The sequence below is a fragment of the Pseudomonas sp. R2-7-07 genome, assembly GCF_003852355.1.
GTDB lineage: Bacteria > Pseudomonadota > Gammaproteobacteria > Pseudomonadales > Pseudomonadaceae > Aquipseudomonas.
Window position 1 is genome coordinate 5081605 of sequence record NZ_CP027759.1, and the last position, 15068, is coordinate 5096672.

The 15068-nt window shown below is 55.0% G+C and carries 12 protein-coding genes and 3 pseudogenes; 9 read left to right on the plus strand and 6 right to left on the minus strand.

The window, feature by feature from the left end; genetic code table 11:
- Nucleotides 1-112: 112 nt before the first annotated feature.
- Nucleotides 113-1216, minus strand: a complete 1104-nt coding sequence (locus tag C4J86_RS23295) for an endonuclease NucS domain-containing protein (RefSeq protein WP_124371994.1) — start codon at nucleotides 1214-1216, stop codon at nucleotides 113-115.
- A gap of 215 nt (nucleotides 1217-1431) precedes the next feature.
- Nucleotides 1432-1667: pseudogene (locus tag C4J86_RS23300) on the minus strand (DUF6124 family protein).
- A 499-nt stretch (nucleotides 1668-2166) separates the two neighbouring features.
- Between C4J86_RS23300 and C4J86_RS23305 the strand changes: the two are divergent.
- The 4 genes and pseudogenes from C4J86_RS23305 to C4J86_RS27150 form a co-directional block, all read left to right on the plus strand.
- On the plus strand, nucleotides 2167-2739 hold the full coding sequence (locus C4J86_RS23305; RefSeq protein ID WP_124371995.1) for a DarT ssDNA thymidine ADP-ribosyltransferase family protein: 573 nt from the start codon (nucleotides 2167-2169) through the stop codon (nucleotides 2737-2739).
- Nucleotides 2736-3380 carry a DUF4433 domain-containing protein gene (locus C4J86_RS23310; RefSeq protein WP_124371996.1) on the plus strand — a complete coding sequence of 215 codons (645 nt, stop codon included), beginning with the start codon at nucleotides 2736-2738 and terminating at the stop codon, nucleotides 3378-3380. Before C4J86_RS23305 ends, C4J86_RS23310 begins: the two co-directional genes overlap by 4 nt.
- Nucleotides 3377-4471, plus strand: a complete 1095-nt coding sequence (locus C4J86_RS23315; RefSeq protein ID WP_124371997.1) for a macro domain-containing protein — start codon at nucleotides 3377-3379, stop codon at nucleotides 4469-4471. The genes C4J86_RS23310 and C4J86_RS23315 overlap by 4 nt, the downstream gene beginning before the upstream one ends.
- Nucleotides 4472-4538: 67 nt before the next feature.
- Nucleotides 4539-4712: pseudogene (locus tag C4J86_RS27150) on the plus strand (hydrolase); the annotation flags it as partial.
- On the opposite strand, the gene C4J86_RS27155 reads toward C4J86_RS27150, so the two are convergent.
- The 3 genes from C4J86_RS27155 to C4J86_RS23330 form a co-directional block, all read right to left on the minus strand.
- Nucleotides 4657-5106 (minus strand): hypothetical protein, encoded by a 450-nt coding sequence (locus C4J86_RS27155; RefSeq protein WP_256681364.1) that lies wholly within the window; start codon nucleotides 5104-5106, stop codon nucleotides 4657-4659. The pseudogene C4J86_RS27150 and the gene C4J86_RS27155 sit on opposite strands and share 56 nt — an antisense overlap.
- Before the next feature lie 46 nt (nucleotides 5107-5152).
- Nucleotides 5153-5407: a nucleotidyl transferase AbiEii/AbiGii toxin family protein gene (locus C4J86_RS27160; RefSeq protein ID WP_256681365.1), complete on the minus strand. Its 255-nt coding sequence runs from the start codon at nucleotides 5405-5407 to the stop codon at nucleotides 5153-5155.
- 63 nt (nucleotides 5408-5470) lie between these two features.
- Nucleotides 5471-6235: a type IV toxin-antitoxin system AbiEi family antitoxin gene (locus tag C4J86_RS23330; protein WP_124371998.1), complete on the minus strand. Its 765-nt coding sequence runs from the start codon at nucleotides 6233-6235 to the stop codon at nucleotides 5471-5473.
- A gap of 208 nt (nucleotides 6236-6443) precedes the next feature.
- On the opposite strand from C4J86_RS23330, the gene ycaC reads away from it, so the two are divergent.
- Nucleotides 6444-7076, plus strand: coding sequence for an isochorismate family cysteine hydrolase YcaC (ycaC, locus tag C4J86_RS23335; RefSeq protein ID WP_057724871.1), 633 nt, complete (start codon nucleotides 6444-6446; stop codon nucleotides 7074-7076).
- A gap of 61 nt (nucleotides 7077-7137) precedes the next feature.
- On the opposite strand, the gene C4J86_RS23340 is transcribed toward ycaC, so the two are convergent.
- Nucleotides 7138-8169, minus strand: a complete 1032-nt coding sequence (locus tag C4J86_RS23340; protein ID WP_124371999.1) for a YhcG family protein — start codon at nucleotides 8167-8169, stop codon at nucleotides 7138-7140.
- A 193-nt stretch (nucleotides 8170-8362) separates the two neighbouring features.
- Here C4J86_RS23340 and C4J86_RS23350 point away from each other — a divergent pair.
- From C4J86_RS23350 to C4J86_RS23365, 4 genes and pseudogenes are all read left to right on the plus strand, one after another.
- Nucleotides 8363-8494 (plus strand): annotated as a pseudogene (locus C4J86_RS23350) (MerR family DNA-binding transcriptional regulator); the annotation flags it as partial.
- 228 nt (nucleotides 8495-8722) lie between these two features.
- On the plus strand, nucleotides 8723-13357 hold the full coding sequence (locus C4J86_RS23355; RefSeq protein ID WP_124372001.1) for an RHS repeat-associated core domain-containing protein: 4635 nt from the start codon (nucleotides 8723-8725) through the stop codon (nucleotides 13355-13357).
- Nucleotides 13314-13727 carry a hypothetical protein gene (locus C4J86_RS23360; protein ID WP_124372002.1) on the plus strand — a complete coding sequence of 138 codons (414 nt, stop codon included), beginning with the start codon at nucleotides 13314-13316 and terminating at the stop codon, nucleotides 13725-13727. The genes C4J86_RS23355 and C4J86_RS23360 overlap by 44 nt, the downstream gene beginning before the upstream one ends.
- A 135-nt stretch (nucleotides 13728-13862) precedes the next feature.
- The gene (locus C4J86_RS23365; protein ID WP_124372003.1) at nucleotides 13863-15002 is read left to right on the plus strand and encodes a Fic family protein; all 1140 of its coding nucleotides are present in this window, start codon (nucleotides 13863-13865) and stop codon (nucleotides 15000-15002) included.
- The last annotated feature ends 66 nt before the right edge of the window (nucleotides 15003-15068 follow it).

Below are 15068 nucleotides of genomic sequence, written 5' to 3' on the forward strand. Positions count from 1 at the left end.
TTGAAGGCTGGTGAGGTTTGTCAAAAACAAGCTGAGGCAGTCCCCGAGAAGCCGGCCACAAGCCGGCTTTTTAATATCTGCTGAACGCGCAATATCAATCCGTCAGGGATCGCTACAACATACTCGCAACCACCTTATCAAAACCAACAAACTTCTCCTTCAACTGTTCAATCGTCCACCGCCATTTCTGCGTTCTGGGCCGACAAATCGTATTCTGATTCCCAAACATCCCCGTCTCCCGCACACCCTGGCTCACCGGCACGGTATCCAGCCATTCAATCGACACAAAGTAATCACACCGCTCTGGGTCATCTACAAATTCAGCGTGATAATTTGCCCGCTTAGCAACCTCAAGCACAGGGCGCTCCTCGCCGTTTACAGTGACGGTAAATTCGTTCGCGGGTGTGGATTTCCCGCGCACTCTTCCGACACCAACGTACCCCTGTTGCGGAATGTTGACCCAAACACGATCCCCCGGTGAAAGCAGTTGCAGAGTCCTGCTATACCAGGCGCCACCACCGCCCGAGATAAAACCAAACTCCCTTGCATCTTCCCATGAGCGTGAAGTCGAGTCGCCGAACGAGCAATAGAACTCGCCATTCCAGGGCTCGGTATGCCCCTCGCTCGCTGACACCGCATTCACTTGGGTCTGAACGGGATCGAGCAACCAAGACCGACTCAGTAGTTGCTGATCACCCATTTGGAAAATCTGAAAACACAGCACGTTGATCGGAATATCTCGTTTGCTGAGGTATTCAACAATCCGCTCACTGCTCGCGTCCAATTCCGTTGCGACAATGACCAGTTGATGGCTTTGGTTCAGCTCATCATCGTTCAAGACTCGTCCAAAACGCGCTAAAAAGTCAGCATAGAGGGTATTCCCAGGCTTGAACCGCTCATAGATGGCGCCAATCTCATTTGGCTGTAAACCCTGAACCCAAGCGGCGTAATCGAGGGTCTGGGCGACTACGTCCCGAGGGGTACGGTCGCGCTTGAGTTCAACCAGGACCAAGTATCCATCGGGATCGATCGCCAGCAGGTCAATGCGCCCACCTGAGCTGGTTTTTTCTTGCTTGCCTATCAGCATCCATTCATCGGAGAGAATGCCTGGCGAGTTGAGGATCATATTTTCAAGCAACTGCTCACTGACCAATTGGCTCAAAGGGAGCTTGCTCGGTGCAACACCGACGGTCCAAACATCCGTTTTTATAGGCAATTACTACATCCTTGATGAGGTGGTTTTTAGCGACTCTAACACCCTCGCGCGCCGTGTTGGCGACAAGCTAAAATGAGCAGCAGACCGCTGCCCAAATGACAAAGGGATGGTTTGATATGTCGCCAAAACGCCAGATGGCGACATGAACGCTGTAAGAGCAGGCGGGCCTGTAAGGCAGTGAGTTAGCACATTGCTGCCCCACTGCAAATGTCAAATTACCTCGGCTGCAAACACTCCACCGCCCGATCCGCGACCATCTTCGCCATCTCCACCAAATGCAACACCGCCCTCTGCGACGCAGCCATTGGCTCGCCGAGCACCTGCGACGTGGCCACCGCACAATGCAGCAGCTCAGCCACCTTCACCCAGGCGTCCTCGAAGCTCAGTTCTTCATTGACGGTAAAAGGGTTGGTCACTTCTGATGACGTGAATGCGAACAAACGTTATCCATAGCAAAACTCCTAGCAGTAAGTAAATACCACCGTCCTTTCGCGACTAAACGAGCAGAGGTGGGCGGCTGTACGCAGGTTAGTCGACCGGTCGCTAGGCACCGGTGCACCCGAAGGTGCCCTGCGCACAGCCACCATTAAGTGCAGGTGAGAAGACACCTGTCTTTGAGATGGCGCATGCGCCTAGCGAAGTCCGGGCGACTAAACCCGGTCACTGAATTGCAGTGACGGTCGACAGCCTAGTCACCCAATTTCGCTGGCGCAAGCGGTTGGGATTCTCTAGGAAACGTCCTGCAAATGAAAGGGATCGGACCGGCCGGCGCGACGAATATGAGAACGTCAGAAAATTGCTGACTCATATAATTTTTAGCAATCCTCCTAAAAAGCCCGGCCATTGCTAGCCAAACTGATATCACAATAGAATCACCTACCCCATCCCGCCAACGGATGGGCGAGCAGGATGGAACAACTTCAGCTCATACGTAGGTCAAGGAGACCGATATGCCAGATATCAAGGAACAAAAACTTCTCTATCACCTAACTTCTCTAGAAAACCTGAGCGGTATTTTTCAGCACGGGCTAAAACCGCGAGCTCAGCTCAGGGCATTCGAAGACGTGGCTGATGCCGACATTCTGAAAAAACGACAAGGTCTCGCACTAGATCAGTACGTACCTTTCCACTGGTTTGCCGCAAATCCATTCGATGGAAGCGTTCAACGCAGAAGGCCTGACACCCAATTTGTTGTGATTACGGTGCATCGAAACGTGGCAATTAGAAAGCAATGGAAGGTCATTCCCCGCCACCCATTGGCTAACGATGCCATTCAGTTGCTGGATTATGCCGATGGCTTCGAGACAATCAATTGGGAGGTTATGAATGCCAGGGACTACCACGATCCCCAATGCAAAAGCATCTGTATGGCTGAGTGCCTTTCGCCCGACGTAGTTTCCCCTAACGATTTCTTCAAGGTTTTTGTTTCTAATGCTGAAGTAGAAACCCTCTGTGGGTCTAAAATGCGCGAGGCCGGCGTTAATGTACAAATCGGAGTGAATCGGGGAATGTTTCTTAGATGATTTATAACAACCTGAATCCTGAAAAAGCTCTGATCTGGCGAATCGTTCATCGCGACAATCTGCCCTGGATTCTGGACAACGGCCTGCACTGCGCCAGCTCAGAGGTGCAGGCTGCGCAATATGTGAACATAGGCAATGTTGATTTAATCGATAAACGCCGCACGCGCTGTGTCCCCATTGCTCCTTCAGGCTTTTTGTCAGACTACGTTCCCTTCTATTTCACACCCTTCTCTGTGATGATGAAAAATATTCATTCCGGCTGGAGCGTTCAGCAACGCAGCAATGACGAGATCGTGATTCTGGTCTCCAGCCTCCACCGCGTCGCCGAGCTTGGCCTACCGTTCGTCTTCACAAATGCACATGCGTACCCGGATTGGACAGACTATTACAGCGACCTGGAGAATCTCCACGAGATCGATTGGTCTATCCTTCAACGGCGTGACTTCAAACGTGACCCCGATGACCCTCGCAAAATGGAGCGTTATCAGGCTGAAGCGCTGATTCACCACCACTTACCGATTACAGGACTCCTTGGCATCATGTGTTACACCGATGCGATGAAAGAACGCATAGAGCAGGACGTCGCCGCAAGAGGCCTGACGTTGCCTGTACATGCTCGTCCGGGATGGTATTTTCCATGATCAGATTCACTCAGGGTAACCTTCTGGAAGCCAACACCGAAGTCCTCGTCAACACGGTGAATACCGTGGGCGTGATGGGCAAGGGCATCGCGCTGATGTTCAAGGAGCGTTTTGCAGAAAACTATCGCTTGTACGCTGCTGCCTGTAAAGCTGGCGAAGTAAAGACCGGAGAAGTGCACGTAACTGCGGTCAACGAACTGGACGGTCCTCGCTGGATCGTTAACTTCCCGACCAAACGTCACTGGCGATCACCATCGCAGATGGCATGGATAATCGAAGGCCTGCACGACCTCCGTCGTTTTCTGATTGAAAACCATGTGAAGTCGGTGGCGGTTCCTCCGTTAGGGGCCGGTAACGGTGGTCTGAAATGGCCGGACGTTCGCGAACAGATTGAGGATGTCTTGAGCGATCTGGATGTCGATGTGTTGGTTTTTGAGCCATCCAATCAGTATCTGAATGTCGCCAAACGCAACGGTGTAGAAAAGCTTACGCCTGCGCGAGCGCTCATTGCGGAACTGGTTCGACGCTACTGGGTGTTAGGCATGGAATGCAGCCTGCTTGAGATTCAGAAACTGGCTTGGTTCCTGGAACGCGCAATTGAGAAGCGGCCAGGCCTCAAAAACCCACTGGATCTTAAATTTGTTGCTCATAAGTACGGGCCGTATGCCAACCGGCTGGAACACCTGCTTAACAATCTGGACGGTAGTTATCTGCATTGCGATAAGCGAATCAGCGATGCGGAAAACAGTGATGTGATCTGGTTTGACCAAGACCGCAGAGCCTTTCTACAAACCTATCTCAGAACAGAGGCCAAGGAATATTCCCAGGCCTTGGAGCTTACCGCGGAGTTGATTGATGGCTTTGAGTCACCCTTCGGCATGGAGCTATTGGCAACAGTCGACTGGCTGCTGACCCAGGAAGATGTAGCCCCAACGGTTCCGGCTTTACGTGAGGCACTGAAACAATGGGATGGCGGTGTCGCTGCAGCCGCTCGCAAAAACAAGCTGTTTGACGATCAAGCACTTGATATTGCGCTTAAACGGCTCACTTCCAGCAGCTTCAGCCATCAAATGGCTTCCTGTCATATATGAGGATCTTGAGTACAGGCTGTAAATAGCCTGTACGAAAGATTCTGATGCTTAACTAGAACCCTATAAAAATAAAATGACCCAGGCCGGTGCGCAGTTGATGAACTGGTTCTCGGTGGCGTGTAAGTTGCACCGCGACTGGCGCAACGATATCGAAGGCCTGGGGAGTCTGTTGTCCCAGCGCATTCTTAACTATCGAAATTTGATGAATGGATATGCGGCGCTGACGGCGCAGCAGAGGTAAGCAAACCCAGCGTTAAGACAAGCCTGCTATAAAAAGCAGGCTTTTTCACGTCATGCCTACCTGCCAACAACCGCTCAACCACCGTCTCCAGCTTTGCCGCTGCCTCCATCCGTTTTGCAGCAGGTATCTGCCTGACGTTGTGCAGTTTCCATTGCACGGCAGGCAAACGATCTATTCCCGGCAGGTTCAGCGTCTTCCAGTCAGACTCTCCCTGTTTGATCGAGATCAGGAAGGCAGCATCCTGCTCATTGAGTTGTTGGCGGATCGCAGTCAACAACGACTCTCTGGTCGCTTCTAACTGGCCAAGTGTGACGGGCTCTCGCGTCATGCCGGCGAATTCAGCCTGAAACGCGCCCGCCAATGGCTTCCAGCGGGGCGCAAGCAACTCAGCCATGGGACGGCTGTGGCTGATCAGCTACACCAGAAAGCCCACGAAGATTTCACGCGCCTGCCCTTCCTCTCGAAGCATCAACATCACGTCGGGTCTCGGGGGGATGTTGCCGATCCAGCGCAGCGCAGATTTTGCCGCCGTATAGGTCGGGCAAGGACACCACTGCCATGGAGGCGAATCCGAATTCATCCTCGACCCGTGGCACTACGTCTTGCGTCGTCGGTGGATGCACGGTGCCGCGTAGCACCGGCGAAACTTCAATCTTGATTTGGTCCTGAACGTTCCGCCCTTCAGTGCAAAACATCGTTGCGCCGCTACGTAAGGAATGACCTGCACCAACAGACGAACCTGAGCGGCATAACGTGGATCAAGGGACATCGGCAAAGCTCTCCGGAACGGTAATAAGGAACTCGTTATCGAGTCGACCGCCCCGGATGATTTGCCGCTTGCCCTTGCCTAGATCGATGCTGGAACGATCTATTCGCGCGTACCAGGCATGGCCTGTATTACGCGCCAGCACAAAGAACACACGTTTGACGCGGATGGAGTTGCACGCTTCAAGCAGCGTCTGCAGGCGCTTTGGGCTCAGTGTGGCAAGCCCGTTGAGGATATCGGCCACGCCGCTGAACAGCATCTCGTCGGCGCTTTGGTGAATAAGCTCGAGCACCGCACGTTCCGGGGTGGAGATTTTTAGCGCGAATTGGCGGTAAGGTATTTGGAAAACTTGTAACGCCATATCTTCCAATTCCGTAAAGAGCACGCCCGGATAGAAGTTCACCTGCGCTTCCCATGCATGCTTGCGAAACCAACCGGGAAGAACGGCCCCTGATAGGCCGAATAGATCTACAGACTCTTTTCCAAACGTCAGGTAATGGCTGTAACCGGCCAAGCTCAAGGCCGTCGCGCCGCCCGGCCAAACCTGCACTGTTGCGCCCTGTTGCAACGCGAATACACCGCCGTGCCAGTCGATGCTCTCGCCGCTGCGTTTCCAGGCACCGTGACCCACGCGTTCGACCCAGCCTGTTTGCTGATATTTCTGAATAAGATTCGGGCCAACACCCTGTTCGCGCAGCCACGCTTGGGTGGCGATGACGCCCGATGGCCAATTTGCTAGAAGATAGTTTATTTTCATTTAAAATATCACCCTATAAGGGTCTTTATATAATGAATATTAAACCATGGTAGCGCTACGTGGAGTCATTCTTTTCCACCTTTTGATTGTCTCCTTCTTGTTGACGGTAAGACACGCGACAGCCGATTTATCACTCCCAGACCAACCATTAATCTGTGCCCATGTTGAACACAACGCCCAACCAACCTAAACAAAAAAGGATTCAACCATGAGCACTCCAACCTACAACCGCCTCAACAAAGACGACGCCATTGTCCTGCTGGTCGACCACCAGACCGGCCTGATCTCCCTGGTGCAGGACTTCTCCCCCAACGAGTTCAAGAACAACGTTCTGGCCCTGGCCGACCTGGCCAAGTTCTTCAACCTACCGACCATCCTCACCACCAGTTTCGAGCAAGGCCCCAACGGCCCGCTGGTGCCGGAGTTGAAGGAAATGTTCCCGGACGCGCCGTATATCGCTCGCCCAGGCCAGATCAACGCCTGGGACAACGAAGACTTCGTCAAGGCGATCAAGGCCACCGGGCGCAAGCAGATCATCATCGCCGGCGTGGTGACGGATGTGTGCGTGGCGTTCCCGACCTTGTCGGCGCTGGCGGAAGGGTTTGAGGTGTTTGTGGTAACGGATGCGTCGGGCACGTTCAATACCACGGTGCAGCAGGCGGCATGGAGCCGGATGACCCAGGCCGGTGCGCAATTGATGAACTGGTTTTCGGTGGCGTGTGAGTTGCACCGTGACTGGCGCAACGATATCGAAGGGCTGGGGAATCTGTTGTCGCAGCGGATTCCTAACTATCGCAATTTGATGAATGGGTATGCGGCGCTGACGGCTCAGCAGAAATAAGTCAGCCCAGTGTGACGATAAGCCTGCCCTGAAAAGGCAGGCTTTCGGTGTTTGAACCGGCTTACCCCGCCAGCTCTCTCTCTATCTGCTCAATGCTGGGCAAACTGGTCTGCAGTTCTGCCGACAAAGACTCTACCCACTGATATTCCGCCACACCGATAGGCCGGTTGTTATCGCGCAGAGCATATTCAGCCACCACCTCATTTTTACCCTTGCACAGCAACAGGCCAATGGTCGGGCCATCCTGTGGGTGCTTCAGTTCGGCATCTACAGCCGCGAGATAGAAGCTCAACTTGCCCAGATGCTCGGGCTTGAATTTACCCGCCTTGAGTTCGATCACTACGTAGCAGCGCAGTTTCAAGTGGTAAAACAACAGGTCAACGAAGAACTCATCACCGCCAACATTCAGCAGTACTTGCCGGCCAACGTAGGCAAAGCCCGCGCCCAACTCTAATAAGAACTCAGTGACATGTTTGATCAAAGCATTTTCGATATCACGCTCTTTCGCATCCAGGCCCAGGCTTAGGAAGTCAAAGCGATAAGGGTCCTTGAGAGATTCTCGTGCCAGATCGGATTGTGCCTTGGGCAAATGGCTTTCGAAGTTGCTGACTGCCTTGCCACTGCGCTCCAGCAAGCAATTTTCGATGTGCAGTAACAGCGTGTTCCGCGACCAGCTGTGTTTAACTGCCTGAGTGATGTACCAGCGACGTGTTTCCGGGCCGGGAAGCTTTTCGAGCAACACCATGTTGTGACCCCAGGGCAATTGTGCAGCAGCCTGTTGCACAAATTCCGAATCCGGCCACGCCTCGGCAAAAGCACGCATGTACTTGAGGTTGCGCGGCGAAAAACCCTTAATGTCGGGAAACGCTGCACGCAGATCCTGCGCAAGGCGGTCGATCACTTTGCTCCCCCAGCCTTGATCGCTCTGACGGGCCAAAATTTCGCGTCCAATCTGCCAGTAGAGCATCACCAATTCACGATTGACCGCGATTGACGCGCGCTGCTGTGCGTTATGGATACGGCTCTTGAGGCCTGTCAGCCAATCGGTGTAGCCATCAGGCGGCGCGTTTAAACCGATAGAGGCCTCGTTCATACTTTTTCACTCTTGTGTTTTCGGCAGGCTAGTCAAGCCGCCGGGCCGTCACAAGAGCTCTTAAATAGTCTAGGAAGGGTCCTGCTTACCTTACGGAACGGTCCTCCTGTTCGGGCCCGCGCGGGGCTCTTCACTGACGCAGAGGGCCAACCGGCTGAAATAGGCCGACGCACTATCTGAAAAAGAACTTTTCATGCATATCGGCAAAGCCGCGCAGGTGTCCGGCACGACCATCAAGGCGTTTCGTCATTATGAGGTCATCAGGTTGATGCCCGAGCCCCAGCGCCAGGGCGGTCATCGCGTCTATACGGCGCAAAGTTTCGAATCGCAACGGATGGGGGTCTGGTTGAATGCATTTGAGTCCTGCTGAAAGGCGCTCATTGGGCACTATTCGTCAATCAGCAGCATCGCAATCTGAAGTGCTCCGTGGGCATCAGTCGCCATCGACTATTGCCCGCCCTTTGTAAGCGCAATCTGATTTTTCAAACCACTCATCCAGCTGCCTTTCGCTGGGGCAGACTCCGACGCCTTGCCTTCTGCCGAGACGTCATGGATGACCCACGCTGCCCACATCACCTCGATCGAATATGAGCTGGATACTTTCCATCAGAGCCTGATGATTTATCGCCAGCAAATGGGTGCCTGGTATTCCCGGGCACTGGATTCGGTGAGCCATGCCACGGATATGCCGTCGTTGCTGGGAATGGACCGGGTGTTACGGGCCGGGGATTCGCAGCAGTCGGTGAGCCTTACCGACGCGGATTCCTCTACCGTGGCTCTTTGCCCTGCGGGTGGCGTGCTTAAGATCCAGAGCAGGTTCGAGTCACTGTATGACGTGCCAATTGGCGACATCCCCGTTGAGGTGACCCGCCTGGATGACGGTAGCTCAGCAGTGATCATGCTCGATGAACACGGCGAGGGTTCGCACTACTGCGCCGCTGGCGGGCGCTATCAAGTTCGGGTTCAAGGCGGAGTTTCAGCGCAGCAAGTGGATGCCTTGTTTGACTCTTATGCCGGGCTGACAGCAGACCTGGAGCAATGGCTGCGCGATCAGTGGAAAGACTTCAAGCCGCATTGGCAGCAATCCACGGCCAGTGCAATTGGCAGCGGCGTACTGGCGGGCAGTTGGGCGGCGATCCGTGATGTGTGGGACAGCATAAAGCTGGTGCAGTCGATCCTTGAAGATCCGTTGCAATATGTAGAACAACTGGGAGCCCAGGCAGCCAAGTTGGCGCAAATCGCCACCGATGCCCCCAAGATCATGGAACAGGCGATGTTGCTCGCCAGCGATGAGGCTGCACTGTACCTGCTGATACGTACGGCGATGATATGGCTGGACGCGTTGCCGCCGAGCCAGGTCGCGGAAATGGCTGCAGGGTTAATAGTATCGCTGCTGATTGATCTGGTGATTGGCGCGGTGCTGACCATCGCCTTACCGGCGGCGGGTGTGGCGTATTTAAGCTTGCGGCTGGTCAAGTATGGCGCTCGGATTGTTGAGGCCGCGGTTGGCTTCGTACAGAGTATGTTGGCGATTCTGACCAAGTTTATGCAGGCGGTGGATCGCTATAAAGCGGTGGCGGTTCGAGGGGTGGTCGGTGGGCTGAAACAGGGCACCCTGCAGATGCGCTGGAAGGCTCGGCAGAACGCGGTGCTGAGGCACAAAGAGCATGTGGATGATGTGCCTGCCGTGGCTTCGAACCCGAAGGGTGATGCGGCGGCCTCTGCGGATAAAACCGTTACGAACGGTTGCCCGGTGTCGATGGTCACCGGCGAGGAACTGCTGACGCTCACCGATGGCGCGCTGGATGGCATCTTGCCGTTTGAGTGGACGCGCTTGTATCGCACCAGTGCGGTGGAAGTGGATTGTGGGTTGGGGTTTGGCTGGAGTCATGCGCTGGCACAGCGGCTTGTGGTGTCAGGCGATTCGGTGGTGTGGACAGACCATGAGAATCGCTCGACCACCCTGCCCTTGCCGACGGTTGCTCGACCGGCGATTACCAACAGCCTGGCCGAAGCCGCGATTTACTTGGGGTCGTTGCCGGATGAACTGGTGCTGGCCCAGGGGTCGCGGTTCTACCACTTTTGCGACGGTGTGCTGACGGCGATCAGCGATGCGTATGACAACCGGTTGTTGGTTGTCCGGGATCGGTTGGGACGGCTTGAGCGGCTGGACAACGGCGTGGGCCGTTCGCTTCTGTTGCGTTATGAGTTCGACCGCATCGTGGCGGTGGATTACCAGGTTCATCGCGCCACGGGGCATGAACCGTTCGTTTGGGTGACCGAGCAGAACGTCGTTTCCTACGCCTATGACGGCGCTGGACGACTGGTGTCAGCGACCAATGCTGTCGGTGAACGCGAGGTTTATCGGTACGACGAGCAGCACGTCATTCTTGAACGGCAACTGGCCGGTGGGGCGAGTTTCTTCTGGGAATGGGAACGCGCTGGCAAGGCAGCGCGCTGTGTCAGGCATTGGGCCAGCTTTTCGCAGATGGACACGCGGTATGCCTGGGGTGACGACGGTCGCGTCACCGTGCACAACGCCGACGGCAGCCAGGAAGTTTACGTACATGACCAGCGAGCGCGGCTGGTACAGCGCATCGATCCCGACGGCGCTCAACATTTCAAATCCTACGACGACAAGGGCCGCCTGACGGCCGAGCAGGACCCGCTGGGTGCGGTGACGGCGTATCAATACGACGACGCCGGACGCTTGGTCGCGCTGTTTCCTGGGGATGATGAGCCGACGTCCTACGAGCATGACAACGGTTTCGTACGGGTTGTAAGACGTGGTGAGGCGGTCTGGAAATATGAGCGTAATGAACAGGGCGATGTCATTCGCCAGATTGACCCGGATGGCAACGCGACTGACTACAGCTACGACAAGCAAGGGCAACTGACCGGGGTTTGGTATCCGGATCACAGTTGTCATCGGTTGGTGTGGAACGAACGCGGACAGCTTGTTGAAGAACAGCTACCGAATGGCGGGATCAAGCGCTATCGCTATGACGACCTGGGCCGGCAGGTTGCGCGTGAGGATGAACAGGGCGCGCTGACTCAGTATCAATGGGACGCCGTGGGTCGGTTAACTCGCTTGGTATTGCAGGACGGTGCCACACGAGAATTCAGCTACAACCCCTACGGAAAAATCATCGCCGAGCGCGACGAGCTGGGCCACGTCACCCGCTACGAATACGCCGACGGCCTGCACCTGATCAGCCGCCGCATCAATGCCGACGGCACCCAGGTCAACTACCGCTACGACAACGCCCGCTTACTGCTGACTGCCATCGAAAACGAAGTCGGCGAAACCTACCAGCTCGACTACCACCCCAACGGCCTGATCCAACAGGAAACCGGCTTCGACGGCCAACGCACTGCGTATGCCTACGACCTCAACGGCAATCTGCTGGAGAAAACCGAATACGGCGACGACGGCAGTCAGCTCGTCACTCAATACCAGCGCGACTATGCCGGTCGCCTCGTAAGAAAAACCCTGCCCGACGGCAATACGGTTGAATACACCTACGACCGCCAAGGCAACCTCCTCAGCGTCGACGACGGCCACTGGTTCCTGGCCTACGAATACGACCGCCAAAACCGCCTATCCGCCGAACACCAAGGCTGGGGCACGCTGCGCTACGGCTACGACGCCTGCGGCCAACTTCAGCATTTACGCCTACCGGACAACAACCGCCTCACTTTCAACCACGACAAAGGCGGCCACCTCGTCACCGTCGAACTGAACGGTTCGCTGCTGACCTCACACCTGTTCAAAGCCGGTCGCGAACACCAACGCCAACAAGGCCAACTGCTCAGCCACTACCACTACGACGACCAAAACCGGCTACATACCCACGCCGTCACGCAACAGCAAAACCACCTCTACCAACGCCACTACGATTACGACAAAACCGGCAACCTCACCCGCCTGCACGACACCCGCAAAGGCGAACATCTTTACCGCTACGACCCGCTCCACCGCCTGACCCGCGCCGATCACTCGCAAGACGCCCAGGAACGCTTCGGCCACAACCCGGCGGGCAACCTGCTCATGCAAGACAGGCCAGGCCCGGACATCGTCGCGGGTAATCGATTGATGATCCAAGGCGATCATCATTACGACTATGACGCCTTCGGCAACCTGATATGCGAACGACGCGGCAAGGGTCATTCACTCGTTACCGAGTACCGCTACGACTGCCAGCATCGGCTAATCGGCATTACCAAGCCAAACGGCCAAAGCGCCAGTTATCGTTATGACCCGTTCGGTCGGCGCATCAGCAAAACTGTGGACGGGAAAACCACCGAGTTCTTCTGGCAAGGCGACAAGCTGATCGCCGAACATCATGCGGAATGTCACCGCAGCTACCTCTACGAACCCGACAGCTTCCGCCCATTAGCACTGCTGGAAGGCTTCGGCCCAGAAGAAACCAAGCCCTACCACTACCAACTCGACCACCTCGGCACACCGCAAGAACTCACCACGCCCGAAGGCGAAATCGTCTGGTCCGCCCACTACCGCGCCTACGGCGAAATCAGCCGTCTCGACGTAGGCAAAATCGACAACCCGCTACGTTTCCAAGGCCAATACTTCGACCAGGAAAGCGGCCTGCACTACAACCGCCATCGCTACTACAATCCAGATATTGGTCGTTACCTGACACCTGATCCGGTGAAGCTGGCCGGTGGGATCAACGCGTACCAGTACGTGCCCAATCCGACGGGATGGGTAGACCCGTTAGGCTTGAGCAATTGCCCGGAGGAAAAAGGATGTAACGCTAAAAAAGAGCCTAAGGAGCCCGCGAGTGATGCCCAGGTCGATGCAGGCGAACCTAATAGTCCATCTGCAACACAACGTCCGTCAGCATTTGCCAGCAAGCAAAAACTCAATGAGCATTACGAGAAGCACGGTTCTGAATTCGGCGCCGACTCTAGTCACGAATACTTACTCACCGCCCGACATGTAATAAATGAAGGCACGCAGGTTCAATATTCGTACAGAAACGCTCCAACAACTGGATATGTTTTACTAATGGGAACAAATAGGACAGGGCAAGCGAAATTCGCGTTTGCAGGAACAAATACAAGCGGCCATATTACGACTTTGCATACGAAAAGCGGAAAAGACTTCTGGAGGATGATAAATGGCGACCCCTCTGATAAAACCATTAGACCACACAAAAAATAGCTATATAAAGGCACAGGTGTTAGCGCTCAACGAGCATATAGAGGAAGACATAACTCTGCTCATTGAGGGAACCATCATAAATTGCTTCGTCAGCTATTCGCCACATGACATAGAAGTCGGAAAAATCTATGACGTCGAGCTGACAATGAATCTATCTGATGATTACGAGATTGAGAGGGTTGAACCGAGAACACCATTGATTGAAAAGATAAGTCCCGGCTACGCCTACCTACTCTACGGGAACCTACACGACACACAATTTCACAGCTTCGTCTCATTAAATGATGAGGACATTCATTACGACCATCCTGAATGTAACGAGCGCTTCATAAAACTAAAAGTCGACAGAATCGACGTCAGCTTCTGTTGATATCAAATGCCCACTCCGGAAACGCACTCGGTGGCCCGATGCAGCCTAGACGACGAGCCAAATACCAAGCACAATCGGCTCACCAAATGAGCCGAATACCCCCTTTATTCGACTCACACGCCTAGGCTTCCCCCTATGAATCAACCACGCTGGATCTGGCAACACATCGACTGGCCCCATTTCCACTGGCAGCCCGGACGCTTGGCTGCCTTGCTGCGCGACTGCGGTCACTCCCAAGGCAAACTCCTAGGCATGCTCGGCTCCGCTGGTCAGGCAGCCAGCGCGCAGAACGAACTGGACGCGCTGCTGCAAAACATCCTGGCCTCCTCCGCTATTGAAGGTGAGCAACTGAATGTCGGCTCGGTGCGGTCCTCCCTGGCGCGACGGTTAGGCTTGGAAACGACGAAAGACGGTCAGGTCAGCCGCCGTAGCGAACGCCTCGCTGACCTGATGATAGATGCCACTGAGCAATTTGCCGAGCCGTTCACGTACTCGCGTCTCATGCACTGGCATCATCTGCTGTTTCCGATTCCAGAAGCGGGCCTTACCGCGCGAAGCATAAAGGTCGGGGGGTTGCGAGGGGATGAGCCTATGCAGGTGGTATCGGGGCGTCTTGACCGGCCGACCGTGCACTTTGAGGCGCCGCCACGCCAGGGGCTGGAGCAGGCGCTGGATGACTTCCTTGAATGGTTCGAACTGAGCCGCCATCAACCAGAACTGGACCCGTTCATACGCGCTGGCATTGCGCATTTCTGGTTTGTCACACTTCACCCGCTCGATGACGGTAATGGTCGCCTGACACGCGCCATCACTGACTTGGCCTTGGCCCAGGGCGACCATCACGCGATACGCTTTTATGCGATGTCAGCCAGTATCCTTGACGACCCCATGGGCTATTACAACGCATTGGAGTCCAGCCAAAAGGCCACGCTCGATATCACTGATTGGCTGGAGTGGTTCCTGAGAACATTGTTGCGCAGCCTGCAACAAGCGATGGCACGAATTGACCGTTTGCTGAGCAAGACCAGGTTCTGGGACCAACACCGCGGCGCTGCGTTATCTGCCGAGCAGGTCAAAGTACTCAATCGTCTGCTCGACGGTGGTGATAAAGGCTTTGAGCATGGGATCAGCGCCGCGCAGTACCAGGCAGTCGCCAAAGTGTCCAAGGCGACAGCCACCCGCCATCTGTCTGATTTGCTGGAAAAAAACTGCCTGATCCGTCTCCCCGGAAGCGGTCGCAGCACGCGTTACCAGGTCAATACCCAAGGAGAATGACACCCCCCACTCATTTGCCCCAATCCCCCATGTCTGCTAGTGTCGCGCCGGTTTACCGTCTACCGG

Excerpts from the sequence above, each read along its gene's own strand:
- C4J86_RS23360 (WP_124372002.1), top strand. The coding sequence starts at position 13,314 with ATGGCGACCCCTCTGATAAAACCATTAGACCACACAAAAAATAGCTAT.
- C4J86_RS23355 (WP_124372001.1), top strand. The coding sequence starts at position 8,723 with ATGACCCACGCTGCCCACATCACCTCGATCGAATATGAGCTGGATACT.
- C4J86_RS27155 (WP_256681364.1), bottom strand. The coding sequence starts at position 5,106 with ATGGCTGAGTTGCTTGCGCCCCGCTGGAAGCCATTGGCGGGCGCGTTT.
- ycaC (WP_057724871.1), top strand. The coding sequence starts at position 6,444 with ATGAGCACTCCAACCTACAACCGCCTCAACAAAGACGACGCCATTGTC.
- C4J86_RS23365 (WP_124372003.1), top strand. The coding sequence starts at position 13,863 with ATGAATCAACCACGCTGGATCTGGCAACACATCGACTGGCCCCATTTC.
- C4J86_RS27160 (WP_256681365.1), bottom strand. The coding sequence starts at position 5,407 with ATGTTTTGCACTGAAGGGCGGAACGTTCAGGACCAAATCAAGATTGAA.
- C4J86_RS23310 (WP_124371996.1), top strand. The coding sequence starts at position 2,736 with ATGATTTATAACAACCTGAATCCTGAAAAAGCTCTGATCTGGCGAATC.
- C4J86_RS23330 (WP_124371998.1), bottom strand. The coding sequence starts at position 6,235 with ATGAAAATAAACTATCTTCTAGCAAATTGGCCATCGGGCGTCATCGCC.
- C4J86_RS23315 (WP_124371997.1), top strand. The coding sequence starts at position 3,377 with ATGATCAGATTCACTCAGGGTAACCTTCTGGAAGCCAACACCGAAGTC.
- C4J86_RS23305 (WP_124371995.1), top strand. The coding sequence starts at position 2,167 with ATGCCAGATATCAAGGAACAAAAACTTCTCTATCACCTAACTTCTCTA.
- C4J86_RS23340 (WP_124371999.1), bottom strand. The coding sequence starts at position 8,169 with ATGAACGAGGCCTCTATCGGTTTAAACGCGCCGCCTGATGGCTACACC.